This window comes from Bacillus sp. N6 (assembly GCF_052805735.1).
Window position 1 is genome coordinate 525,001 of the sequence record NZ_CM127843.1, and the last position, 24,594, is coordinate 549,594.

Consider the following 24,594-nt stretch of genomic DNA (forward strand, 5'->3'; position numbering starts at 1 on the left):
TAGGCAAATCCGCTTATCGTGAAGGCTGAGCTGTGATGGGGAAGCTCCTTATGGAGCGAAGTCTTTGATTCCCCGCTGCCAAGAAAAGCTTCTAGCGAGATAAAAGGTGCCTGTACCGCAAACCGACACAGGTAGGCGAGGAGAGAATCCTAAGGTGTGCGAGAGAACTCTGGTTAAGGAACTCGGCAAAATGACCCCGTAACTTCGGGAGAAGGGGTGCTTTCTTAACGGAAAGCCGCAGTGAATAGGCCCAAGCGACTGTTTAGCAAAAACACAGCTCTCTGCGAAGCCGTAAGGCGAAGTATAGGGGGTGACACCTGCCCGGTGCTGGAAGGTTAAGGAGAGGGGTTAGCGTAAGCGAAGCTCTGAACTGAAGCCCCAGTAAACGGCGGCCGTAACTATAACGGTCCTAAGGTAGCGAAATTCCTTGTCGGGTAAGTTCCGACCCGCACGAAAGGTGTAACGATTTGGGCACTGTCTCAACCAGAGACTCGGTGAAATTATAGTACCTGTGAAGATGCAGGTTACCCGCGACAGGACGGAAAGACCCCGTGGAGCTTTACTGTAGCCTGATATTGAATTTTGGTACAGTTTGTACAGGATAGGCGGGAGCCATTGAAACCGGAGCGCTAGCTTCGGTGGAGGCGCTGGTGGGATACCGCCCTGACTGTATTGAAATTCTAACCTACGGGTCTTATCGACCCGGGAGACAGTGTCAGGTGGGCAGTTTGACTGGGGCGGTCGCCTCCTAAAGTGTAACGGAGGCGCCCAAAGGTTCCCTCAGAATGGTTGGAAATCATTCGTAGAGTGCAAAGGCATAAGGGAGCTTGACTGCGAGACCTACAAGTCGAGCAGGGACGAAAGTCGGGCTTAGTGATCCGGTGGTTCCGCATGGAAGGGCCATCGCTCAACGGATAAAAGCTACCCCGGGGATAACAGGCTTATCTCCCCCAAGAGTCCACATCGACGGGGAGGTTTGGCACCTCGATGTCGGCTCATCGCATCCTGGGGCTGTAGTCGGTCCCAAGGGTTGGGCTGTTCGCCCATTAAAGCGGTACGCGAGCTGGGTTCAGAACGTCGTGAGACAGTTCGGTCCCTATCCGTCGTGGGCGTAGGAAATTTGAGAGGAGCTGTCCTTAGTACGAGAGGACCGGGATGGACGCACCGCTGGTGTACCAGTTGTTCTGCCAAGGGCATAGCTGGGTAGCTATGTGCGGAAGGGATAAGTGCTGAAAGCATCTAAGCATGAAGCCCCCCTCAAGATGAGATTTCCCATAGCGTAAGCTAGTAAGATCCCTGAAAGATGATCAGGTTGATAGGTTCGAGGTGGAAGCATGGTGACATGTGGAGCTGACGAATACTAATAGATCGAGGACTTAACCATATAATATGTAGCAAATGTTATCTAGTTTTGAGAGAATATAAAAAACTTGTTGACTTTTAAAGTAAATAAGTTATAATAATGATTGTCTCAAAAGAATAATGTCTGGTAATGATGGCAGAGAGGTCACACCCGTTCCCATACCGAACACGGAAGTTAAGCTCTCTAGCGCCGATGGTAGTTGGGACCTTGTCCCTGTGAGAGTAGGACGTTGCCAGGCAATATTATTCCGCAGTAGCTCAGCGGTAGAGCTATCGGCTGTTAACCGATCGGTCGTAGGTTCGATTCCTACCTGCGGAGCCATTGGAGAGCTGTCCGAGTTGGCCGAAGGAGCACGATTGGAAATCGTGTATACGTCACAAGCGTATCAAGGGTTCGAATCCCTTGCTCTCCGCCATAGGATTTATAATATTTGGCCCGTTGGTCAAGTGGTTAAGACACCGCCCTTTCACGGCGGTAACACGGGTTCGAATCCCGTACGGGTCACCACTTTGGAGGATTAGCTCAGCTGGGAGAGCACCTGCCTTACAAGCAGGGGGTCGGCGGTTCGATCCCGTCATCCTCCACCATATAAATTTTATATGAATAGTATTATCGCGGGGTGGAGCAGCACGGTAGCTCGTCGGGCTCATAACCCGAAGGTCGCAGGTTCAAATCCTGTCCCCGCAACCAAATGGTCCCGTGGTGTAGTGGTTAACATGCCTGCCTGTCACGCAGGAGATCGCCGGTTCGACCCCGGTCGGGACCGCCATTTTAATAAGGCTCGGTAGCTCAGTCGGTAGAGCAGAGGACTGAAAATCCTCGTGTCGGCGGTTCGATTCCGTCCCGAGCCACCATTTATTTCAATAAAATACGCCGGCTTAGCTCAATTGGTAGAGCAACTGACTTGTAATCAGTAGGTTGGGGGTTCAAGTCCTCTAGCCGGCACCATGTAAGTTTCGGAGGGGTAGCGAAGTGGCTAAACGCGGCGGACTGTAAATCCGCTCCTTCGGGTTCGGCAGTTCGAATCTGCCCCCCTCCACCATTTACATAGGGGCATAGTTTAAAGGTAGAACTGAGGTCTCCAAAACCTCCAGTGTGGGTTCGATTCCTACTGCCCCTGCCAAATATATTTACACAACATGGCGGTTGTGGCGAAGTGGTTAACGCACCGGATTGTGGCTCCGGCATTCGTGGGTTCGATTCCCATCAGTCGCCCCATTTTTATTTTAAAAATTACAAATAATTTAATTGATACTTACATATAATTAAGTAAGAATTCGATGGGCTATAGCCAAGCGGTAAGGCAACGGACTTTGACTCCGTCATGCGCTGGTTCGAATCCAGCTAGCCCAGCCATTTTTGCGGAAGTAGTTCAGTGGTAGAATACAACCTTGCCAAGGTTGGGGTCGCGGGTTCGAATCCCGTCTTCCGCTCCAATAAAATTTAATATGGCGGCATAGCCAAGTGGTAAGGCAGAGGTCTGCAAAACCTTTATCACCGGTTCAAATCCGGTTGCCGCCTTTTCTTTTGTGCCGATGTGGCGGAATTGGCAGACGCGCACGACTCAAAATCGTGTTCCTTCGGGAGTGTCGGTTCGACCCCGACCATCGGTATCATGAACGTCGTAAAAAAACTCTATACAATTAGTATAGAGTTTTTTTGTTTTCTTTTCTTTTCATTACATGACAAAATAAGCACAAAAAGTGTACGGTGAGTAAACTGTGAAACATTAAAAGGATAAAAACAAACATTCAATTTTATCCTTTTAATTGCGGTATTTAGAGAGAATTTCTCCACCCTGGTGACATGAAGTTAAATCCGACACCACCAGTAGATATTAGTACATTATCAACGGTTAAGTTTGTAATTTCTAAAAACTTCTTTTTAAACTCTTCTCTGTTGTACTTATACATTGTTGAGTGGCACGCCCACATTTGCGTTGAAGTACTTAACCAGTTCCCTAATTCCTTCAATTCAGGAAACGCCTCAAATTGGATTGGTTCATCTCATTTCATGAATCTTACTTGATAGATAGTTGGGTTTAACTTTTCTCCTATTCCTTTAAAAGCATGTGATTTTTTTCATTTGAATGTGTCATAATTCTCCCTTCATCTTTTCTTCAAATTTTTTCCTATTTTTATTATACAACAATAGAAAGTAATTATAGGAATATTATGGAAATAGGTATTAGCAATATAAAAAGACTCTAACAGAAATGTTAGAGTCTTTTTTGTTAAATTATATTATGTGATGCTAAAATTCGTAATAAACTTAGGAATTCATGTATAATATAACTTGTCGAAAGAACAAAATGATAGTGATTTATATTATGTCTGTAATATGAATCAAAAATGAACTTTTTATATTTCTTTTAAAAATGTGTTGAACACACATTATATTTCATATTAATATTTTTATGTAGATTTAAAACGAGAAAGAGAGTGGAAAGTATGGGCCGTAAATGGAACAATATTAAAGACAAAAAAGCATCAAAAGATGCAAATACAAGCCGTATATACGCGAAATTTGGACGTGAAATTTATGTGGCAGCAAAACAAGGCGAGCCAGATCCAGAATCAAACCAAGCGCTTAGAGTCGTATTAGAACGTGCGAAAACATACAATGTACCAAGAACAATTATTGATCGTGCAGTTGAAAAAGCAAAAGGCGGTTCAGAGGAAAATTATGACGAGCTTCGTTATGAAGGATTTGGACCAAATGGAGCTATGGTTATTGTAGATACACTTACAAATAACGTAAACCGTACTGCAGCAGATGTACGAGCTGCATTTAGCAAAAACAGTGGTAACATGGGTGTAAACGGTTCTGTAGCTTACATGTTTGATGCGACAGCTGTTATCGGCCTTGAAGGTAAAACATCAGATGAAGTTCTTGAAATTTTAATGGAAGCAGATGTAGATGCACGTGACATTCTAGAAGAAGAAGATGCTGTTATCGTGTATGCTGAACCAGATCAATTCCATTCAGTACAATCTGCACTTAAAGGTGCTGGTGTTGAAGAATTTACAGTTGCAGAATTAACAATGCTTGCACAAAGTGATGTTACACTTCCTGAAGATGCTCAAGTACAATTTGAGAAAATGGTTGATGCATTAGAAGATTTAGAAGATGTACAACAAGTTTACCACAACGTAGACTTAGGAGAGTAATACGATGAAAGCCCCTGTTCGTTTAACGAATAGGGGCTTTTTTTTATGAAGTTAATTAAGGTGATGAATTATTAAAGGTATTTTGGTGTAGATAGGGAATATGCTTATAGGGATATATGAAATAACCATTATTTCTAGGAGGCTTAGTATGGAACATAAGACACCAAAGCATATAGTTGCCGTAGCGGGTTATTTAACAAATGAGAAAAATGAAGTGTTATTAACAAAGGTACACTGGCGAGCTGATACGTGGGAAATGCCAGGAGGACAGGTAGAAGAAGGAGAAGCACTTGATCAAGCTGTCTGTAGGGAAATAAAAGAGGAAACAGGCTTAACGGTGAAGCCCATCGGAATTACAGGGGTTTATTATAATGCCTCTATGCATATTCTAGCTGTTGTTTTTAAAGTAGCATATGTGAGTGGCGAAATAAAAATTCAACCTGAAGAAATACAAGAGGCTAAATTTGTTGATTTAAATGAAGAGAACATAGATGAGTATATAACGCGTCCTCATATGAAATCCAGAACGCTTGATGCGATGAGAGCAACACATTGTATTCCATATGAAACGTGGGAAGTACAGCCATATAATTTAATAGGAAGATTGTAAAGAAAAGAGTAGCTGATTTGAGATACATTCAAATCACTACTCTTTTTTGTATACTGTTTAAGAAAAAGGTAAAAATAATAATAGTGTTAGTATTGATTTATAGAACGTTTGTTCTTTATAATATATATGTTATATACATTAAGATTACTAGATAGTCAAAAGTATATATATTTGTAGATGATATAATTAAAGTGTAAAGTGAAAATATAATAGCCTTAAGGCTTACTCTGTTATTGGTTATTCGTGATTGAATATAATCTATATTCAATATTTCAGATGAATAGTAGATAAAAAAGGTCTGTGATACAATACTTTTTTACCCCGCTATTTGCCGGGAACGTGATTGGTGAGGGCTGATTAAAGTTTCACTTTATACCTTACAATGATGTAAGGTACGTGTAAGAGAAATCGATGGGATATTTTTTTACAACAATGTATTCTTAAAGTAAGAGTTATATGCTGTGTGGAAAAGAGGTGTTCAAGATGAAAGAACGAGTATTATCTAGGGTGAACTATCATCAAAAAGTTGCATTAAATCCAATGACTAAACTTTTTTATAAAGCCATTATATTATTATTATTGTTAAGTTGTACGTTATTATTCATTGGAAATGTAATGATTGAGAAAAGTGACATTAGTAAATTACATGTACCGGCTAATTTAGAGGTGCCAGAATCATTAACACATGCATTTATTGCGACAGAAGATAAAAGATTTTATCATCATAACGGTTTAGATTATATAGCAATTATTAGGGCCTCTGTTGAGAATATAAAGGCTGGTGGTGTCGTGCAAGGAGGAAGCACGATTACACAGCAGCTATCTAAAAATGCTTTTTTAACGAATGAGCGTACATTTTCTCGTAAGTGGAAAGAGATTTTTTATACGAAAAAAATTGAACGCACATTTACGAAGGATGAAATTTTAAAATTATATGTAAGTAACATTTATTATGGTGAAGGAGCATGGGGAATTGAAAAAGCAGCAAACCTTTACTTCGGTAAAAAGGTGAACCAATTAACGTTGGCTGAAAGTGCAATGATGGCTGCTGTAGTAAAAGCACCTGCTTATTACTCACCTGCCCAAAATTATGATAAAGCAGTAGAGAGACGAAATGTCGTTTTGAGACTAATGGAGAAAGAAGGCTATATAAGCCATGATGAGTATGTTCAAGCAGTTAGTGAGAAATTAGTAATTCGTCATGATATAAAAATAGAGCAGTCGATGTTAAATAGTGCGCGTAAAAAAGCAGTAAGTTAAGAGAAGTTCCTAAAGAGGAGCTTCTTTTTTTGAATAAATTGTGACAAATTGTGACACAATATCGTCACAATTATTGTGTTTTTGTAATTTATGTGAGCGTGTTCATTGCGTGACGTATATAAGTGTTGATATTATGTGTATTGTGTACAATGCTGTATACAGAATATGAAATTAAAGAGGAATGTATATGAAATCAAATAAACTCATGGCTCTTGGTATAGTTTTTTCTATCGCAGTATTGATTGTAATTGGAACAATTGCGTATAGCATCATAAATGACAAAAAAGATAAAGGGAATGAGATGTTTGCTTATTCTACGCAACAATCTTTAGGGAAAGATGATGCTCCAGTTAAGGTAGTTGAATTTGGAGACTTTAAATGTCCTGCTTGTCGTACTTGGGATGTAACAGTATTACCTCGATTAAAAGAAGAGTATATTGATAAAGGCAAAGTGCAGTTATATTTTATTAACTTCCCATTTATCGGAAAAGACTCGGATTTAGGTGCAGCAGCTGGTGAAGCAATTTATAAACAAGATAAAGATTCATTCTGGATTTTCTATGATGAGATTTATCAAAATCAAAAGAAAGATACGGAAGAATGGATTACAGAAGATTTGCTTCTTAGCATTGTGAAAGAGAAACTTCCAAAAGTTGATGTAGAGCAATTTAAGAAAGATTTACACAGTAAAGAAATTACAGAAAAAGTACGTAAAGATTCAGATCGTGCTCAAAAATTAAAAGTTCAAGGTGCTCCTTCAGTATATGTAAACGGAAATCTTGCAAACCCTGATTTCGATAGTATGAAGAAGGCCATTGATAAAGAATTGAAAAAGTGATGAGGTCTCTCATCACTTTTTCGACTTTTTTCGATAAAATTCTTGCCTCTATTTTTTTAACATGCTATACTACTTTACATAAGTTATTCTAATATCTTATATGTAATTCATATTTGCGGGTGTAGTTTAGTGGTAAAACAAGAGCCTTCCAAGCTCTGGTCGAGAGTTCGATTCTCTTCACCCGCTCCAAATTTTATTAAATGTTTTTCTATAAATTGTGATCAACGCAGTGTTTCGTTTCCGAGATAAACGAGGCATTGCGTTTTTTAATGTTTGAAAAATATAATTACATGCGAAAATAGAAGTAAATAATAGTATTCCCAAAGTGAATTACTAACCAATAAAGTCGTTACATAAGGGATGATGGATTCATCTGAGGAGGCGATTAAGAGTGGATTTTGAACAATTAAAGCAAGATGTAATTGCGTATAGTAAAACAATTGGCATAGATAAAATAGGCTTTGCGAGTGCTTCTCCTTTTGAGGAATTAAAGCAGCGCTTAATCCAGCAACAACAATTAAATTATCAATCTGGATTTGAAGAGCCTGATATAGAGAAGAGAACGAATCCGCAACTTTTATTACCGGGTGCTAAATCAATTATTGCGATTGCTTTAGCATATCCTTCAAAATTAAAAAATGCACCATTAAGTAAGCGTGGAGAACGCCGTGGAATTTTTTGCCGTGCTTCTTGGGGACAAGATTATCATCTTGTTTTACGAGATCGTTTGCAAAAATTAGAAGCATATTTAATTGAAAAACTTCCAGATATAGAAGTGAAGTCCATGGTTGATACAGGTGAATTAAGTGATCGAGCTGTATCAGAGCGTGCAGGCATTGGCTGGAGTGGGAAAAACTGTGCTATTATTACACCTGAATTCGGTTCGTACGTATACTTAGGGGAAATGATTACAAATGTTCCATTCCCGCCAGATAAGCCGATAGAAGATCAATGCGGGGATTGTACGAAATGTATCGATATTTGTCCTACAGGTGCTTTAATACAGGGGGGACAGTTAGATTCGAAGAAGTGTATTGCGTTTTTAACACAGACGAAAGGATTCCTACCTGAAGAATATCGCGATAAAATAGGAAATCGTATATATGGATGTGATACGTGTCAGACTGTTTGCCCGAAAAACAAAGGAATGGATTTTCATAATCATCCTGAGATGGAGCCGGATCCTGAGCTAGTTAAACCATTATTAACGCCACTTTTAACAATTAGTAATCGTGATTTTAAAGAGAAATATGGGATTATGTCAGGGTCATGGAGAGGGAAAAAGCCACTGCAAAGAAATGCGATTTTAGCATTAGCACATTTTAAAGAAGCATCGGCAATTCCTGATTTAATTGGTGTTATGAAAGATGACCCAAGACCGGTATTGCGCGGAACGGCAGCATGGGCACTTGGGAAAATTGGGGGAGATGGAGTAGGCGAAGCGATTGAGAAAGCGATGGAACGTGAGAAAGATGAAGAAGTACTTCATGAAATGAATCGCGGGCTTGAATTGTTAGCACAGAAAAAAGAGTAGATAATATTTCCCTTTTTCATATTGTAATATGGGAGGGAAACGAAATGGCTGTAAAAATGAATATTGAAAAGCAAGTACAACAGTTTTTAGCATATATCACAGAGAAACGAACAGACATGGATGGTATTGCTGAGGATTTACCACAAATGGCACAGAGAAAGAAACAATTGTTTCAAAGGCGTAGTGCACATATAGTGAAAGCAACTGCGGATGTTTCTTTCATTAGGCAATTAAATAGTAATGACCATCAAGAAATTGATTATCAAATACATTTTAAATATTTAATTAAGCATAAAGAATTATTTTATATTGAAGAGGAACAATTAAAACGAAGAGTTTGTTTAAATAATAGTCGGATTATAAGCGATTATGATATTGAAGTGTCAGAAGAAATTAGAATGGGTGAGACATTAGAAAGGGAAATTACGAAAGAGAAGTACGGTTCTTATCAATATAATCGTTTAGAGGCAGTGAAATATGCAGAGCGTTGGTGGGATGACCGAAATCCTATGTATCGTAATTTCCCTGATAATTGTACGAATTTCATTTCTCAATGTCTTCATACTGGAGAAGTACCTATGAACGGATATCCTAATATTCGTAAAGGATGGTGGCAAAGGGAGAATCAGTGGAGTTGGAGCTGGGCTGTTGCACATTCTTTTTATTGGTATTTGTCAGGTGCTACAACAGGACTTCGAGCAGAGGCGGTAGAGAGGCCAGAAGAACTTATTCTTGGAGATGTTATTGCTTATGATTTCGAGGATGACGGAAGATGGAATCATACGACGATTGTAGTAGCAAAAGATGCAGATGGTATGCCGCTTGTAAATGCACATTCAGCGAATAGCCGTCGACGTTATTGGAACTATGAAGACTCTAGTAAATATACACCACAAATGAAATATAAATTCTTTCATATTATTAATGGGTAGAGATTTTTCGCTCAAGTGGTATAATACGTAGTAGACAAAAAACAGAGGTGAATATCGCGTGGGAGTACATGTTGTTTTATATCAGCCAGAAATTCCAGCAAATACAGGAAATATTGCTCGTACTTGTGCAGCAACTGGAACAGAATTACATTTGATTAGACCGCTTGGATTTTCAACGGATGATAAAATGTTAAAGCGTGCCGGATTAGATTATTGGCAGCACGTGAAAATTACGTATTATGATTCAATTGAAGAATTTTATGAAAAAAATAAAGATGGTGAATTCTTCTATTTAACGAAGTATGGCGAGAAAGCTCATACAGCGTTTGACTATAGCAAGCGCGAGAAGGATTACTATTTTGTATTTGGAAGAGAAACAAACGGCTTACCAGCTAATGTAATCGAAGAAAACTTTGATCATTGTTTACGTATTCCAATGACAGATAAAGTACGTTCATTAAATTTATCTAATACAGCAGCAATTTTAATTTATGAAGCATTCCGTCAACAAAATTACCCTGGATTAGATTTAGAAATCGTTTATTAAAAGTCGCCATATGGCGACTTTTTTTTATAAAATAAAATAATATGTAATCATACATTTAAAAGAGAGGACATAATCATATAGAATGGGATATATGATTAAAAATAGATAAGACGGGTTGAGATAAATATGAAGGAAGAATATAGTAATCAAAATACCTTTTTAAGTATGATAGATATGGATTTAATTAGACAAGGGTTATTACATGCTATTCAAGATTTAGTATTTATATTGAAAGTTATTGATGATGAAACGTTTAAATATATGTATGTGAATAAAATAGGAATGGATTATGCTAGGTTAAGCGAAGAGTGCTATGGAAAAACTTTTGCAGAAGTATTACCAAAAGATATAGCGGGGATATTGCAAAGGCAATATGAAAAAGTAGTGAGAGAAGCAAAAGCACACACTTTTTGTGATGTAGTCAAATTACCAAAAGGTGAGATACATTATGAATCTTCACTTAATCCTGTCTGCGATGAAGAAGGAATATGTCAATTTGTTATTTGTATTACAAGAGATATTACAGCTCAAATTGAGGAGAAGACAGAGATAGAGGAAAAACAAATGTTATTTAAGTCGTTACTGGAATATAATAATGACTCAATTATATCTATAGATTCTATAGGGAGAGTTACATATGCAAACCCGGCAACGTATGAAATATTTGGATACCGGTATGAGGAATTAAATAATAAATTTATTTTTGAATTTATTAATAAAGAATATGAAAAAGATTTTCAAATTATATTTAAGGGATCGATGCAAGGAAAAGCAAAACAAATTGTTTCAAAGAAATATGTTCATAAAGAAGGGTACGAGCTATATATTTCTTTGAGAACTATCCCGATTATTGTGAACGGTGAAATTGTTGGAGTGTATATTGTTACGAGAGATGTTACAAGGCAAGTATTAAACGAAATGCGAACAGAATATTTAGCTTACTATGACCAGTTAACGGGATTAATGAATAGAATTTCATGTGCAAATAAGTTAAATACTTTTTTAAATGAGAGTATAAATTTTGCGCTTGTATTTATAGATTTAGATGAGTTTCATCGTATTAATGATACATTTGGTCATAAAGAGGGAGATAAAGTATTACAAAAAGTTACAGAATGTTTAAGCAATCTAAAAATAGAAGGTATGCACTTATTTAGAGAACACGATGATCAATTTGTTATGTTAATAGAAAATATAACGAAAGAATGTGTAGAGGAAGTTGCAAAAAGCATACTGAAAAATATTAGTGAATATTTTGTAATCGAAGAAGAAGATGTATATTTAAGTGCGTCAATTGGAATTGTAATGGCTCCAGCAGATGGAGAAGATGAAAAAATACTATTTCAGAGGGTCGATGCTGCTTTAGAAAAAGCAAAAGAAAAAGGAAAAGGACATTATCATTTTTATTGTAGTGGATTAGACTGTGAGCGTGAACAAAGGTTTATAATAGAAAACCAGTTACATCGTGCTATAGAAAAAAATGAATTTTTCTTATATTATCAGCCACAAATTAATATTGAGACGAAAAAAATAGCTAGTATGGAAGCTTTAATAAGGTGGGAGAATAAGGAATTAGGATTTGTTTCTCCAAACCAATTTATTCCGTTGGCAGAAAGAACAGGATTTATTATTAAGCTCGATGAATGGGTAGTAAATCAAGTGTGTCAGCAACTGCGCGAATGGTTAAATAAAGGATATGAAGTGGTCCCAATCGCAGTTAATATTTCAGCTAGACACTTTCGCTCTATTACATTAATAGAGATGATTACACGGGCTTTAAATAAGTACAATGTACCAGCTCATTTATTAGCGATAGAGGTTACAGAAGGAGCTCTTATACATAAAGATATATCGAAGAGAGTGTTACTACAATTAAAAGAACAAAATTTAAAGATTCATTTAGATGATTTTGGAACAGGCTATTCATCTTTAAGTTACTTAAAAACATATCCAATTGATACTTTAAAAATTGATCGTTCTTTTATGGAAGGTATACATATAGATGAACGTGATACGAATATTACAGCTGCAATTATTCATTTAGCTCATACTTTAGAATTGAATGTAATTGCAGAGGGAGTAGAAAAAAAGGAGCAAATACAGTTTTTGAAAGAAAAGAATGTGAAGCTTGTACAAGGTTATTATTATAGCCGACCACTATCCAAATATGATATGGAAAATATGTATTATAAATAATGCATAAAAAATGATGTGCTAAAAGCACATCATTTTTTATGTGTACCTGGTTTGTCATTGTAACCGGATGTAAAAATAGCTGTAAGAAATGTGAGTGATACACCTAAAATTAATAATAATTTCATACTAATATCCTCCTTACTTTTTTCGGTTCACGAGTTTTATTTATTACCCAAAATGTATGTAAGGTTCTTAGAAGAAAAGAATTTATTTATAATGAATAGCAGTGTAAAAACGTTAATACCTATATTATACAGAATTTTCTTTGAATTTTGGAGAGAATTTTAGCGTGCTATTATATATTTCGTTTTGATTTAAAGAATGTTTAAGGACATCCTAGCATACCTTTTATAATAATCCGATTGAACAAGGAGATGGGGGAGGAGCTATAATGGATATTCTAAAAAAGATTGAACAGCATCGAGCAGCAGAAGAACGTTTACAATGGGAAGGTACGTTTGCGGAGTATTTGGAGCTTGTGAAAGAAAGACCATGGGTGGCTCAAACAGCACACTCTCGCATTTACAATATGATAAAAGATGCCGGAATTGAAGAAGTTGATGGTAGAAGAAAGTATAACTTCTTTAGTAATCAGCTCTTTGGATTAGAGGATGCTCTAGAACGTCTTGTAGAGGAATATTTTCATCCATCTGCAAAACGATTAGATGTTAGAAAAAGAATTTTATTATTAATGGGTCCTGTTAGTGGAGGGAAATCAACGTTAGTTACGATGTTGAAACGAGGATTAGAAACATATTCAAGAACAGATCGCGGAGCAATTTTTGCAATTAAAGGATGCCCAATGCATGAGGATCCACTGCATTTAATTCCACATCATTTACGAGATGATTTCTTTGATGAGTATGGAGTTAGAATTGAAGGGAATTTATCACCACTAAATGTCATGCGTTTAGAGCAAGAATACGGATCAAGAATTGAGGATGTAGTTGTAGAGCGTATTTTCTTCTCTGAAGATCGCCGTACAGGGATTGGTACATTTAGCCCGTCTGATCCAAAATCACAGGATATTGCAGATTTAACAGGTAGTCTGGACTTTTCTACGATTGCAGAATATGGTTCAGAATCAGATCCGCGTGCGTATCGATTTGATGGAGAATTAAATAAGGCAAACCGAGGAATGATGGAGTTCCAAGAGATGTTAAAATGCGATGAGAAGTTTTTATGGCACTTATTATCGCTTACACAAGAAGGGAATTTCAAAGCGGGAAGATTTGCGCTTATTTCAGCAGATGAATTAATTGTAGCGCATACGAATGAAACAGAGTATCGCTCATTTATAGCAAATAAGAAAAATGAAGCATTACACTCAAGAATTATTGTAATGCCAGTTCCTTATAATTTACGAGTAAGTGAAGAAGAACATATTTATGAAAAAATGATTCGTGAAAGTGATGTGTCGAATGTTCACATTGCACCACATACACTTCGCGTTGCAGCAATGTTCACTATTTTAACTCGTTTAAAAGATCCGAAGCGTCCGGATATTGATTTAATTAAAAAGATGCGTTTGTATGATGGAGAAACGGTAGAAGGTTATAATGCGATTGATGTAGAAGAATTACAACGCGAATATCAAGATGAAGGTATGAAGGGTATTGATCCTCGTTATGTCATTAACCGAATTTCGTCTACAATCATTCGAAAAGAGGTACCATCTATTAACGCGTTAGATGTACTTAGATCTTTAAAAGATGGGCTGGATCAGCATCCATCGATTAGTAATGAAGACCGTGAACGTTATATGAATTTCATCTCATTAGCGAGAAAAGAATACGATGAAATCGCGAAGAAAGAAGTACAAAAAGCGTTTGTTTATTCATATGAAGAATCAGCTAAGACGCTTATGGATAATTACTTAGATAACGTCGAGGCGTACTGCAATAAATCGAAATTACGTGATCCGTTAACAGGGGAAGAAATGAGTCCAGATGAAAAATTAATGCGCTCAATTGAAGAGCAAATTGGAATTTCAGAAAATGCTAAGAAAGCATTCCGTGAAGAGATTTTAATTCGCATTTCTGCTTATGCCCGTAAAGGAAAACGCTTTGATTATAATTCACATGAACGTCTTCGTGAAGCGATTCAGAAAAAACTATTTGCTGATTTAAAAGATATAGTAAAAATTACAACATCAACGAAAACACCGGACGAAAATCAGCTTAAGAAAATCAATGATGTTGTTGCGCGTTTAATTGATGAGCATGGCTATAATTCTTCTTCAGCAAATGAATTACTACGCTATGTAGGTAGCTTGTTAAACCGATAGTTTGATAACAAAACGCTGTCTCTTGTATTTTGCGGGACAGCGTTTTATTATCCGTTCATATGTGTGTAAAGTGTCATACCTTGTCCAAATGTAATAAATTAAGATGCAATTTCATGAATTTATTGTCAATTATTTTTACAATATGCATATGATAGAGTAACCAACCATTCATACGAAAAAAGCCAACACAATACAATATGTTGCAAAGTAAAAATGTGTGCAACAATGCATTGTGTTTCTTTCTTATCAGTGGCTGAATATTTCTTTCTATTATGTGAGTGGCAAAATTTTGTTTAGGATGCTCGGGGTATTGTATGAAAAACGTTATAAATGTTTATGGGATGATTTTCTATGGGCAGTTACCTTTCAAATATTCTAGCTTGCACATTACAGAACAAAATTTGTAGCTTGCTGTTCATACAGGAAGACAATTACAGTAAGGAGGGAAAGGAATGGGCGAAGAAAATCAACCAAATTATACGATTTCACAGGAAAACTGGTCCCTCCATCGCAAAGGATATGACGACCAACAGCGCCATCAAGAAAAAGTACAAGAGGCAATTAAGAATAATTTACCCGATCTTGTAACAGAAGAAAGTATAGTTATGTCTAATGGCAAGGATGTTGTAAAAATACCAATTCGTTCTCTAGATGAATATAAGATTAGATACAATTATGATAAAAATAAACATGTAGGGCAAGGAAACGGTGACAGCAAAGTTGGTGATGTCGTTGCGAGAGATGGATCAGGTGGTCAAAAACAAAAAGGGCCAGGAAAAGGGCAAGGAGCAGGAGATGCAGCTGGGGAAGATTACTATGAAGCTGAAGTCTCTATTTTAGAATTAGAGCAAGCGTTTTTCAGAGAGTTAGAGCTGCCTAATTTAAAGAGAAAAGAAATAGATGAAAACCGGATTGAACATGTTGAATTTAATGACATTAGAAAAACAGGATTATGGGGAAATATCGATAAGAAACGAACAATGATATCCGCATATAAACGAAATGCGATGCGTGGTAAAGCATCTTTCCATCCAATTCATCAAGAAGATTTAAAGTTCCGTACTTGGAATGAAGTATTAAAGCCAGATTCAAAGGCTGTTGTCTTAGCGATGATGGATACGAGTGGATCGATGGGAATGTGGGAGAAGTATATGGCACGTAGCTTCTTTTTCTGGATGACAAGATTTTTACGCACAAAGTATGAAACAGTTGATATTGAATTTATTGCTCATCATACAGAAGCGAAAGTCGTTACAGAAGAAGAATTCTTTTCAAAAGGAGAAAGTGGTGGAACAATCTGCTCCTCCGTATACAAAAAAGCACTCGAGCTAATCGATAATAAATATTCACCAGACCGCTATAATATTTATCCATTCCATTTTTCAGATGGTGATAATTTAACATCAGATAATGCTAGATGTGTAAAGCTTGTGGAAGAATTAATGAAGAAATGTAATATGTTTGGATATGGGGAAGTGAACCAATACAATCGCCACAGTACACTCATGTCAGCCTATAAAAATATTAAAGATGAAAACTTTAGATACTATATTTTAAAGCAAAAAGCAGACGTATTTCATGCGATGAAAAGCTTTTTTAGAGAAGAATCAGGTGAGAAAATGGCATAACCTCTTTTAAAGAGGTTCTTTTTTTGTAAACTTTTTATTTTTTCAGTTGACAATGATAATGAAAATCATTATCATTTATTCGAGAAATGATTACATTTCGAATTATATATTTCAGAGGAGATGTAAAGTTGAAACAAAATAAAAGAAAACGTATAAATGCAATGATTATAGCGGCGGCGTTATCACTTCCGTTTGCTGTGTATTCGACACCTGCTTTAGCGGCAGTAGCAATTGAGGCGAATAAAACTGGACAAGGTTTAGAAGATGGTACATATGACGCTGTTATTAAAGCGTATAAAGATAAAACCAATGAAGAGTCTATGGCAGCTGTTTATATAAAGGATCCGAAATTAACAATTGAGAATGGAAAGAAAATTGTAACAGCAACATTAAGTGATAGTGATTTCTTTCAATACTTGAAAACTGAGGATATTCATACTCCAGGTGTGTTTCATGATGTGAAAGTAATATCAGAAGATAAAAAGAAAAATGGAACGAAAGTGATTCAGTTTGAAGTAGGGGAATTAGGAAAAAGGTATAATATGCGAATGCATATTTATATTCCAACAATGGCCTATGATAATAAGTACCAAGTACAGTTTGAAGTAAATACATTGAATTTAGATAAAGATGTTCCAGAAGCACAAAAGGAAAATAAAGAGGATAAAGTGGATCAACAAGTTGCGAATGTAATAGTAGATAAGCAATTACAAAGGCATATTAATAAATATAACTTGAATAGAGAGAATCTAGATAATCCAATAACTAAGGAAGATTTATTAAAAGTTAAATCCTTAATAGTCGTTGAAGCTAAAAGTAAAGGAATAAAAGACGTAAGTGGTCTAGAATATATGACGAACTTAGAAAACTTAACGTTGGAAGAAGTTAAGTTAAAAAATATAAAATTTATCTCGGACTTGAGACAATTGAAATCATTAAGTATAACCTATGGTGAACTTGAAGATATTGGACCTTTGGCTAAGTTAGAGCATATTGAGTTTTTAACTTTGAGAAACAATAAAATCTCAGATTTAAGCCCATTAAGCCAAATGAAGAAGATTAAAATGCTAGATTTAAATAGTAATTATATAAAAGATATTAAACCATTATTTACAGTGAAATCTTTAAGGACTTTGACTGTAGCAAATAATCAAATTAGTAATGCAGGTCTTGAAGGAGTTCACCAATTAAAGAATTTAAAGACATTTGAAATAAGCAATAATGGATTGAGTAATGTTGAACATATTAATGGAATGAATAAATTAATTGAATTAGGGCTTTCCAAAAATGAATTAGTAGATCTTACGCCATTATCAAAATTGTCAGGGTTACAGAAATTAAATCTAGAAGAAAACTATATTTCAGATATAACGCCACTTAGTCAATTAACACGTTTATATGATTTAAAACTAGGTTCAAATGAAATTCGTGATGTTAGACCAGTTCAAGAACTAGGAAAAAGAATGTATATCGATATTCAAAGACAAAAAATTTTTTTAGATGATGTAGAAAAAGATAAGGAAGTTAAAATACCTATCTATAATTTACAAGGAGAGCCACTTGATACTATTCAATTGAAGAGTGAAGGTGGGATCGTTAATAATGGTTCTGTTAAATGGGGGACTACCGGTGAAAAAACATATGAATTTATGTTGGATATAAATCCAGAAGAGAATCGTATTAAGTTTAATGGAACAGTAATTCAAAATGTTGTTGAAAGATTAGACGAAATCAAGGAAACAATAAAAGAGAATAATGAACAAAAGGAAAATGTAATTCTCGATAAAACTTTACAACAACATATTAATAAAGAGAATTTAGGTAGAGAGAATGTAAACGCTCCTATCACAAAAGAAGATTTATTACAGATTAAAAAATTAGAGATACTTAAAGAAAAAGGAAATGAGGTAAAAGATATAACAGGTTTAGAATACATGACGAACTTAGAAAAACTCACTTTAGAAGGAGTAGGCCTGAAAAATATTGAGTTTATCTCAAACTTGAAACAATTGAATAATGTGAATGTATCTCATAATCAAATTGAAGATATAACACCACTATCTTCATTGGAAAATTTACAGTGGTTAAATCTTGCGGACAATCATATTAAAGATGTAACGGTTATTGGTTCCATGCTAAACTTATTTAGCTTAAATTTAGCTGGAAATGAGATTCGTGATGTAAGGCCGTTAATACAATTAGGTCAGTGGTTTACAATTGATGTTGGAAGACAAAATATCATTTTAAATGATGCAAAAATAAACGAAGAAATTCAAGTTCCTGTATATGATTTAGAAGGAGAAAGTATTGAAAATATTCAATTGGTAAGTGAGGGAGGGACGTTTAATAACGGAGTAATAAAATGGAGTACCCCAGGTGAAAAGGTGTATAAATTTGATTTAGATTCTGATGAAATTAGCATAAGGTTTAACGGAACAGTTATACAGAATATAGTGGAAAAAGAAGAAGAAAAAGAGCCGGTAAAAGAAATTGAAGAAACAAAAGAAGAAGTGAAAGAGCCAGTAAAAGAAGTTGAAGAAACAAAAGAAGAAGTGAAAGAACCGGTAAAAGAAGTTGAAGAAGCGAAAGAAGAAGTAAAAGAGCCAACAAAAGAAGTTGAAGAGGTAAAAGAAGAAGTAAAAGAACCAACGAAAGAAGTTGAAGAAACAAAAGAAGAAGTAAAAGAACCAATAAAAGAAGTTGAAGAAATAAAAGAAGAAGTGAAAGAACCGGTAAAAGAAGTTGAAGAAACGAAAGAAGAAGTAAAAGAACCGGTAAAAGAAGAGAAAGAGGAAGTAAAAGAGCCAACGAAAAAAGTTGAAGAAGTAAAAGAATCAGCAACAGGATTGGATCAAGAGCCAAAAGGGAATAATCAAGTTGTTGAAAAAGAGGGAAGAAAAGCAGATACTTTAAATAAACAACATGCTAATAAGTCTGAGGAAGATAAGAAATCTTTACCATCAACAGGCGGTGAAGCTAGCACATCGACTTTACTTTCTGGAATAACACTTGTTCTTTCCGCACTAAGTATGTTCGTATTTAGAAAGAGATTATTTAAGAAATAAATAACGTTTAATCTTATTATTATATGTAATTAATTTTTACTTTTTTGAGAAGACATTATCATGGCAGTTTCATTAGAAACATGCATATGATGATGTCTTTTTGTATGAGAAATAGAGTGAAAAACCCATTCGTATGAAAATAATATTTCATATGAATGGGTTTTATTAATTTACTTTTTTCCTCAGTCATCACGGATTCAGAAGTAATTTGAGGTGCCAATTGTTACATAACTTTTTTTATTTTTTGAGATACTTCTTTCGTTTGCGAATTAACATCTTCTTTTCGCAGCTCTTTAAAGAGCGAAGTAACCATAAGAACGACTACGATAGAAAATGGTAGTGCTGCGATTATAGCTGCAATTTGTAGTGCATTTAATCCTCCAGCTTGTAATAAAAGAGCTGCAATGATCGCGATTGTTAATCCCCATATAAGTTTTAAACTATTTTTCGGTGATAAGCTTCCGTTACTCGTTTGCATGGAAACAACAAATGTTGCTGAATCAGCAGAAGTAACGAAAAATGTGGCTACTAAAATTAACCCGATAATCGTTAAAAATGTAGAGAATGGTAGATGTGAAATAACAGCAAATAATCCAATCTCTGTACCATTTTTTGCAATTTCATCAGCTATTCCAAGCGATTGGAACATTTCCATATGAATTGCGGTACCACCAAATACTGCAAACCAAAATGTACAGATAAGAGTTGGGACTAATACAACTCCAAAAATAAATTCTTTTATTGTACGCCCTTTAGAAATACGTGCGATAAATGTGCCGACGAATGGAGACCAAGAAATCCACCATCCCCAATAGAAAATAGTCCAGTTTTCAATCCAAGAAGAAGATTTTTCATTAAATGCTCCTAAATTTAATCCCATACTAGGCAAAGCTCCAATATAAGAACCGAGTGTAGATGTGAAATATTTCATAATAAATACGGTTGGCCCTAAAAGTAAGAAAGAGATGAGTAAAATACCTGCAAGAGAGAAATTCAAGTTACTCAAATATTTAATCCCACGATCTAAGCCAGTTTGTGCACTTGTTAAATATAAAACAGCGAAGATAGCTATAAGTACGAGCTGGGTAAGTAAAGTGTTATGAATGGAAGGGAATAAATAGCTTAATCCTCCAGCAATTTGTTGAGCACCAATCCCAACAGATGGTACAATGCCAAACACTGTGGCTAAAACAGCTAAAATATCAACTGTTTTTCCGATACGGGAATTTTTCGATCGATTAAATAATGGAGTAACTGTAGCCCCGATAGTGCTACCTTTTTGTTTGCGGAATGTGAAATATGCAATTGTTAAAGCGACCATTGCGTATAGTGACCACGGAAAGAGTCCCCAGTGGAAAAATGAATATTGCATAGCGAGTTTGGCGCTTTCTTCTGTACCTGCTTTTCCTGTTAATGGATCTGTAAAATGTGAAATCGGTTCAGCGATTCCATAAAAGAGGAGTCCAATTCCCATTCCTGCCCCAAACAACATGGATAGCCAAGATGGATAATTATATTTTGGCTTTTCTCCATCTTTACCAAGACGAATAGAACCGTACTTAGAAAATGCTAAATAAGCAGCCAAAATAATCATTGTAGTCATAAGTAGAGAGTAAAACCACCCAAATTTATTGAGGATAAATGAGTTTAAAGAAGATGTAACACTTTGTAAATCGTAGCCTTGTATCCAACTTGCTGGGGTAATTCCCCATATAATGAATAATGTTGTTAGCAAGAAGGAGATATAAAATACACTGTTTTCTTTTTTTATCATAGAATCCCACCCTTATTTAATAAAGTTAACAATTATAATAATCATAACAATTAAGTTTTTAATTGTCAAAAAATTCTCTTTATGTAACATGAAAGGATGTAATTTGTTTTAGGGAGGTAAAGAGAAATGCGTTCACGATATGTACAAATTATAGGAAGAAATAATATGAAATATTGCATTTTATATTGTTACATCCAGATTTTATGTTAAATTCTTGAATGGAATATTAAAATAGGGGGCAAGGATATGAACAAGAAATCAAAGATCAATAAAGTGATGCTTAGCATTAGTACAATGGCTTTATCGTTAGGGGCACTTCAAACTCATGCAGCAGCGGAAGAAAAAGTACCGTATAACGTGTTGAAAACGAAACCGGTTGGAATTGAAAAGTCGGTAGAGGAAGTTGGACATATTTCAAAAGTTGATGAAACTTTATCATTTCAAGAACGTTTAAAAGTAGGAGATTTTTCACAGCGACCAGCATCTATTACGAAGAAAACTGCAGTAAAGCAAGTTAAAGAAAGCTATTCAATGGCTGATTTAAACAAAATGAATGATCAAGAATTAGTTGAAACGTTAGGCAGTATTAAGTGGCACCAAATTACAGACTTATTCCAGTTTAATGAAGATGCAAAGGCTTTTTATAAAGATAAAGGAAAAATGCAAGTCATTATAGATGAATTAGCTCATAGAGGTAGTACATTTACGAAAGATGATTCAAAAGGAATTCAAACGTTTACTGAAGTGTTGCGTTCAGCTTTTTATCTTGCATTTTATAATAGTGAATTAAGCGACTTAAATGAAAGAAGCTTCCAGGATAAATGTTTACCTGCTTTAAAAGCAATCGCAAAAAATCCAAACTTTAAGCTTGGTACAGTTGAACAAGATACAGTCGTATCTGCATACGGTAAATTAATTAGTAATGCTTCAAGCGATGTTGAAACGGTTCAATACGCATCGAATATTTTAAAGCAATACAATGATAATTATACTACTTATGTAAATGATCGAATGAAGGGACAAGCAATATACGATATTATGCAAGGTATTGACTATGATATACAGTCGTACTTAACTGAGGCTCGTAAAGAAGCGAATGAAACGATGTGGTATGGAAAAGTAGATGGGTTTATTAATGAAATAAATCGTATTGCTCTTCTAAATGAAGTAACGCCAGAAAATAAATGGCTCGTTAATAATGGCATTTATTTTGCTAGCCGTTTAGGGAAGTTTCATAGCAATCCAAATAAAGGATTAGAGGTTGTTACACAAGCCATGCATATGTACCCGCGCTTAAGTGAACCTTATTTTGTTGCGGTAGAACAAATTACAACAAATTATAATGGTAAAGATTATAGCGGGAATACAGTAGATTTAGAGAAAATACGTAAAGAAGGAAAAGAGCAATACTTACCAAAAACGTATACATTCGACGATGGATCAATTGTGTTCAAAACAGGAGATAAAGTATCAGAAGAAAAAATTAAGAGACTATATTGGGCTGCGAAGGAAGTAAAGGCACAGTATCACCGTGTAATTGGAAATGACAAAGCGTTAGAGCCAGGAAATGCGGATGATGTATTAACGATCGTAATTTATAATAGTCCAGATGAATATCAGTTAAATAGACAATTGTATGGATATGAAACAAACAACGGTGGAATTTATATTGAAGAGACAGGAACATTCTTTACATATGAGCGTACGCCAGAGCAAAGTATTTATAGTTTAGAAGAGTTATTCCGTCATGAATTTACTCATTATCTGCAAGGGAGATATGAAGTTCCTGGTTTATTTGGAAGAGGAGATATGTATCAAAATGAAAGGCTAACTTGGTTCCAAGAAGGAAATGCAGAGTTTTTCGCAGGATCTACTCGTACGAATAACGTTGTACCAAGAAAGAGTATAATTAGCGGATTATCATCTGATCCTGCAAGCCGTTATACAGCAGAGCGTACACTATTTGCTAAATACGGTTCTTGGGATTTCTATAATTACTCGTTCGCATTGCAGTCTTATTTATATACGCATCAGTTTGAAACATTTGATAAAATTCAAGATTTGATTCGTGCGAATGACGTGAAAAATTATGATGCATATCGTGAAAATCTAAGTAAAGATCCTAAGTTAAATAAAGAGTATCAAGAGTATATGCAGCAGTTAATTGATAATCAAGATACATACACTGTACCAGAAGTAGCTGATGATTATTTAGCTGAACATGCAACGAAGTCATTAGCAGCGGTGAAGAAAGAAATTAGTGATACGTTGCCTATGAAAGATACAAAAATGACAAAACATAATTCTCAATTCTTTAATACATTTACAGTAGAAGGTACGTATACAGGTAGTGTCACAAAAGGTGAATCAGAAGATTGGAAAGAAATGAGTAAAAGAGTAAATGAATCTTTAGAACAATTGGCGCAAAAAGAATGGAGTGGCTACAAAACTGTTACGGCATACTTCGTCAATTATCGTGTGAATAGCTCAAATGAATTTGAATATGATGTAGTCTTCCATGGAATCGCAAAAGATGATGGAGAAAATAAAGCTCCAACGGTTAATATAAATGGCCCTTATAGTGGTCTTGTAAAAGAGGGAATTCAATTTAAAAGTGATGGCTCAAACGATGAAGATGGAAAAATTGCTTCTTATTTATGGGAATTTGGAGATGGAAGCACAAGTGCAGAAGTGAATCCAGTACATGTATATGAAAGAGAAGGTTCTTATAAAGTATCGTTAAGAGTAAAAGATGATAAGGGAAAAGAGAGCAGAAGTGAAACAACTGTTACGATTAAAGATGGAAGTTTAACAGAATCAGAACCAAATAATCGTCCAGAGGAAGCAAATCGTATCGGGCTAAATAGTACTATAAAAGGTAGTCTTATTGGCGGGGACCACACTGATGTTTATACATTTAATGTAGCATCAGCGAAAGATATCGACATTTCTGTTTTAAATGAGTATGGAATTGGGATGACATGGGTACTTCACCATGAATCAGATATGCAAAATTATGCGGCTTACGGTCAAGCTAATGGGAATCATATAGAAGCAAAATTTAATGCAAAACCAGGTAAGTATTACTTGTATGTATATAAATATGATAATGGCGATGGAACATACGAATTGTCAGTAAAATAAGTGCTTTTCCAATGTATGTTTAACTTTACTTTTTGTGGAAAATAGTATATTATATAGATATATAATATATCGGTTATTTTCTAGGAGGAGCCTGTCACAATAGGTTTCTCCTGTTCTTTTTTAGAGGCCTGTCTTACAGGCTTTTATTTAAAAGGGAAATGACTGAAAATTAAGAACGATAATCTTTGAAAGAGGTGGGGCATACACATAACAAAAAAGGGATTGTTTAAGAGAGGGGGATAAGAA

The 24,594-nt window shown here is 35.4% G+C and carries 13 protein-coding genes, 16 tRNA genes, 2 rRNA genes and 1 pseudogene (1 of these 32 only partly in view); 30 read left to right on the plus strand and 2 right to left on the minus strand.

What is annotated here, in order from left to right:
- From ACUXVC_RS02680 to ACUXVC_RS02760, 17 genes are all read left to right on the plus strand, one after another.
- Window positions 1–1,384, plus strand: a 23S ribosomal RNA gene (locus ACUXVC_RS02680) (it extends 1,538 nt beyond the left edge of the window).
- Between the two features lie 101 nt (window positions 1,385–1,485).
- Window positions 1,486–1,601 (plus strand): 5S ribosomal RNA (rrf, locus tag ACUXVC_RS02685).
- Between the two features lie 8 nt (window positions 1,602–1,609).
- A tRNA-Asn gene (locus ACUXVC_RS02690) sits at window positions 1,610–1,684 on the plus strand.
- A gap of 2 nt (window positions 1,685–1,686) precedes the next feature.
- Window positions 1,687–1,778 (plus strand) — tRNA-Ser (locus ACUXVC_RS02695).
- A gap of 17 nt (window positions 1,779–1,795) precedes the next feature.
- A tRNA-Glu gene (locus tag ACUXVC_RS02700) sits at window positions 1,796–1,870 on the plus strand.
- A 4-nt stretch (window positions 1,871–1,874) separates the two neighbouring features.
- Window positions 1,875–1,950 (plus strand) — tRNA-Val (locus ACUXVC_RS02705).
- Window positions 1,951–1,976: 26 nt separating this feature from the next.
- A tRNA-Met gene (locus tag ACUXVC_RS02710) sits at window positions 1,977–2,053 on the plus strand.
- Between the two features lie 3 nt (window positions 2,054–2,056).
- A tRNA-Asp gene (locus ACUXVC_RS02715) sits at window positions 2,057–2,132 on the plus strand.
- 9 nt (window positions 2,133–2,141) lie between these two features.
- A tRNA-Phe gene (locus tag ACUXVC_RS02720) sits at window positions 2,142–2,217 on the plus strand.
- 18 nt (window positions 2,218–2,235) lie between these two features.
- Window positions 2,236–2,311: transfer RNA gene (locus tag ACUXVC_RS02725), tRNA-Thr, on the plus strand.
- A 10-nt stretch (window positions 2,312–2,321) separates the two neighbouring features.
- Window positions 2,322–2,405: transfer RNA gene (locus ACUXVC_RS02730), tRNA-Tyr, on the plus strand.
- Window positions 2,406–2,412: 7 nt separating this feature from the next.
- Window positions 2,413–2,486 (plus strand) — tRNA-Trp (locus ACUXVC_RS02735).
- A gap of 19 nt (window positions 2,487–2,505) precedes the next feature.
- A tRNA-His gene (locus tag ACUXVC_RS02740) sits at window positions 2,506–2,581 on the plus strand.
- Window positions 2,582–2,644: 63 nt separating this feature from the next.
- A tRNA-Gln gene (locus ACUXVC_RS02745) sits at window positions 2,645–2,719 on the plus strand.
- A gap of 5 nt (window positions 2,720–2,724) precedes the next feature.
- A tRNA-Gly gene (locus ACUXVC_RS02750) sits at window positions 2,725–2,799 on the plus strand.
- Window positions 2,800–2,813: 14 nt separating this feature from the next.
- Window positions 2,814–2,884, plus strand: a tRNA-Cys gene (locus tag ACUXVC_RS02755).
- A 10-nt stretch (window positions 2,885–2,894) separates the two neighbouring features.
- A tRNA-Leu gene (locus ACUXVC_RS02760) sits at window positions 2,895–2,976 on the plus strand.
- Between the two features lie 165 nt (window positions 2,977–3,141).
- Here ACUXVC_RS02760 and ACUXVC_RS02765 read toward each other — a convergent pair.
- Window positions 3,142–3,461: pseudogene (locus ACUXVC_RS02765) on the minus strand (DUF3884 family protein).
- Window positions 3,462–3,813: 352 nt separating this feature from the next.
- On the opposite strand from ACUXVC_RS02765, the gene ACUXVC_RS02770 reads away from it, so the two are divergent.
- The 12 genes from ACUXVC_RS02770 to ACUXVC_RS02825 all read left to right on the plus strand — a co-directional run bounded on the left by ACUXVC_RS02770 (window position 3,814) and on the right by ACUXVC_RS02825 (window position 19,430).
- Window positions 3,814–4,533, plus strand: a complete 720-nt coding sequence (locus ACUXVC_RS02770) for a YebC/PmpR family DNA-binding transcriptional regulator (protein ID WP_000532949.1) — start codon at window positions 3,814–3,816, stop codon at window positions 4,531–4,533.
- Window positions 4,534–4,681: 148 nt separating this feature from the next.
- Entirely contained in the window at window positions 4,682–5,143 is a 462-nt protein-coding gene (locus ACUXVC_RS02775; RefSeq protein ID WP_000400463.1) for an NUDIX hydrolase, read from the plus strand.
- Window positions 5,144–5,626: 483 nt separating this feature from the next.
- Window positions 5,627–6,403 (plus strand): transglycosylase domain-containing protein, encoded by a 777-nt coding sequence (locus ACUXVC_RS02780; RefSeq protein WP_000664716.1) that lies wholly within the window; start codon window positions 5,627–5,629, stop codon window positions 6,401–6,403.
- A gap of 187 nt (window positions 6,404–6,590) precedes the next feature.
- Window positions 6,591–7,241, plus strand: a complete 651-nt coding sequence (locus tag ACUXVC_RS02785; protein WP_000841308.1) for a DsbA family protein — start codon at window positions 6,591–6,593, stop codon at window positions 7,239–7,241.
- Between the two features lie 115 nt (window positions 7,242–7,356).
- Window positions 7,357–7,430: transfer RNA gene (locus tag ACUXVC_RS02790), tRNA-Gly, on the plus strand.
- Between the two features lie 202 nt (window positions 7,431–7,632).
- The gene (queG, locus tag ACUXVC_RS02795; RefSeq protein ID WP_095691448.1) at window positions 7,633–8,775 is read left to right on the plus strand and encodes a tRNA epoxyqueuosine(34) reductase QueG; all 1,143 of its coding nucleotides are present in this window, start codon (window positions 7,633–7,635) and stop codon (window positions 8,773–8,775) included.
- Window positions 8,776–8,819: 44 nt separating this feature from the next.
- Window positions 8,820–9,707, plus strand: a complete 888-nt coding sequence (locus tag ACUXVC_RS02800) for an amidase domain-containing protein (protein ID WP_144465805.1) — start codon at window positions 8,820–8,822, stop codon at window positions 9,705–9,707.
- Window positions 9,708–9,765: 58 nt separating this feature from the next.
- Window positions 9,766–10,254, plus strand: a complete 489-nt coding sequence (trmL, locus tag ACUXVC_RS02805) for a tRNA (uridine(34)/cytosine(34)/5-carboxymethylaminomethyluridine(34)-2'-O)-methyltransferase TrmL (RefSeq protein WP_000538147.1) — start codon at window positions 9,766–9,768, stop codon at window positions 10,252–10,254.
- A 126-nt stretch (window positions 10,255–10,380) separates the two neighbouring features.
- Window positions 10,381–12,450 (plus strand): sensor domain-containing protein, encoded by a 2,070-nt coding sequence (locus ACUXVC_RS02810; protein ID WP_065481947.1) that lies wholly within the window; start codon window positions 10,381–10,383, stop codon window positions 12,448–12,450.
- Between the two features lie 391 nt (window positions 12,451–12,841).
- The gene (locus tag ACUXVC_RS02815) at window positions 12,842–14,737 is read left to right on the plus strand and encodes a PrkA family serine protein kinase (protein ID WP_000353273.1); all 1,896 of its coding nucleotides are present in this window, start codon (window positions 12,842–12,844) and stop codon (window positions 14,735–14,737) included.
- A gap of 452 nt (window positions 14,738–15,189) precedes the next feature.
- Complete coding sequence (yhbH, locus tag ACUXVC_RS02820) at window positions 15,190–16,365, plus strand: sporulation protein YhbH (protein ID WP_000503516.1); 1,176 nt, start codon at window positions 15,190–15,192, stop codon at window positions 16,363–16,365.
- Between the two features lie 128 nt (window positions 16,366–16,493).
- On the plus strand, window positions 16,494–19,430 hold the full coding sequence (locus ACUXVC_RS02825; protein ID WP_375853515.1) for a leucine-rich repeat domain-containing protein: 2,937 nt from the start codon (window positions 16,494–16,496) through the stop codon (window positions 19,428–19,430).
- Between the two features lie 223 nt (window positions 19,431–19,653).
- Here the strand turns inward: ACUXVC_RS02825 and opuD are convergent, their stop codons facing one another.
- A complete protein-coding gene (gene opuD, locus ACUXVC_RS02830; RefSeq protein WP_064531949.1) occupies window positions 19,654–21,204 on the minus strand; it encodes a glycine betaine transporter OpuD in 1,551 nt (516 codons plus the stop codon).
- Window positions 21,205–21,450: 246 nt separating this feature from the next.
- Between opuD and colA the strand changes: the two genes are divergently transcribed.
- Complete coding sequence (gene colA / locus ACUXVC_RS02835) at window positions 21,451–24,348, plus strand: collagenase ColA (RefSeq protein WP_144465803.1); 2,898 nt, start codon at window positions 21,451–21,453, stop codon at window positions 24,346–24,348.
- The last annotated feature ends 246 nt before the right edge of the window (window positions 24,349–24,594 follow it).

Bases quoted from the DNA above. Each gene is read 5' to 3' on its own strand.
- ACUXVC_RS02770 (WP_000532949.1), top strand. From the start codon at position 3,814: ATGGGCCGTAAATGGAACAATATTAAAGACAAAAAAGCATCAAAAGAT.
- ACUXVC_RS02775 (WP_000400463.1), top strand. From the start codon at position 4,682: ATGGAACATAAGACACCAAAGCATATAGTTGCCGTAGCGGGTTATTTA.
- ACUXVC_RS02780 (WP_000664716.1), top strand. From the start codon at position 5,627: ATGAAAGAACGAGTATTATCTAGGGTGAACTATCATCAAAAAGTTGCA.
- ACUXVC_RS02785 (WP_000841308.1), top strand. From the start codon at position 6,591: ATGAAATCAAATAAACTCATGGCTCTTGGTATAGTTTTTTCTATCGCA.
- ACUXVC_RS02800 (WP_144465805.1), top strand. From the start codon at position 8,820: ATGGCTGTAAAAATGAATATTGAAAAGCAAGTACAACAGTTTTTAGCA.
- ACUXVC_RS02810 (WP_065481947.1), top strand. From the start codon at position 10,381: ATGAAGGAAGAATATAGTAATCAAAATACCTTTTTAAGTATGATAGAT.
- ACUXVC_RS02815 (WP_000353273.1), top strand. From the start codon at position 12,842: ATGGATATTCTAAAAAAGATTGAACAGCATCGAGCAGCAGAAGAACGT.
- yhbH (WP_000503516.1), top strand. From the start codon at position 15,190: ATGGGCGAAGAAAATCAACCAAATTATACGATTTCACAGGAAAACTGG.
- opuD (WP_064531949.1), bottom strand. From the start codon at position 21,204: ATGATAAAAAAAGAAAACAGTGTATTTTATATCTCCTTCTTGCTAACA.
- colA (WP_144465803.1), top strand. From the start codon at position 21,451: ATGAACAAGAAATCAAAGATCAATAAAGTGATGCTTAGCATTAGTACA.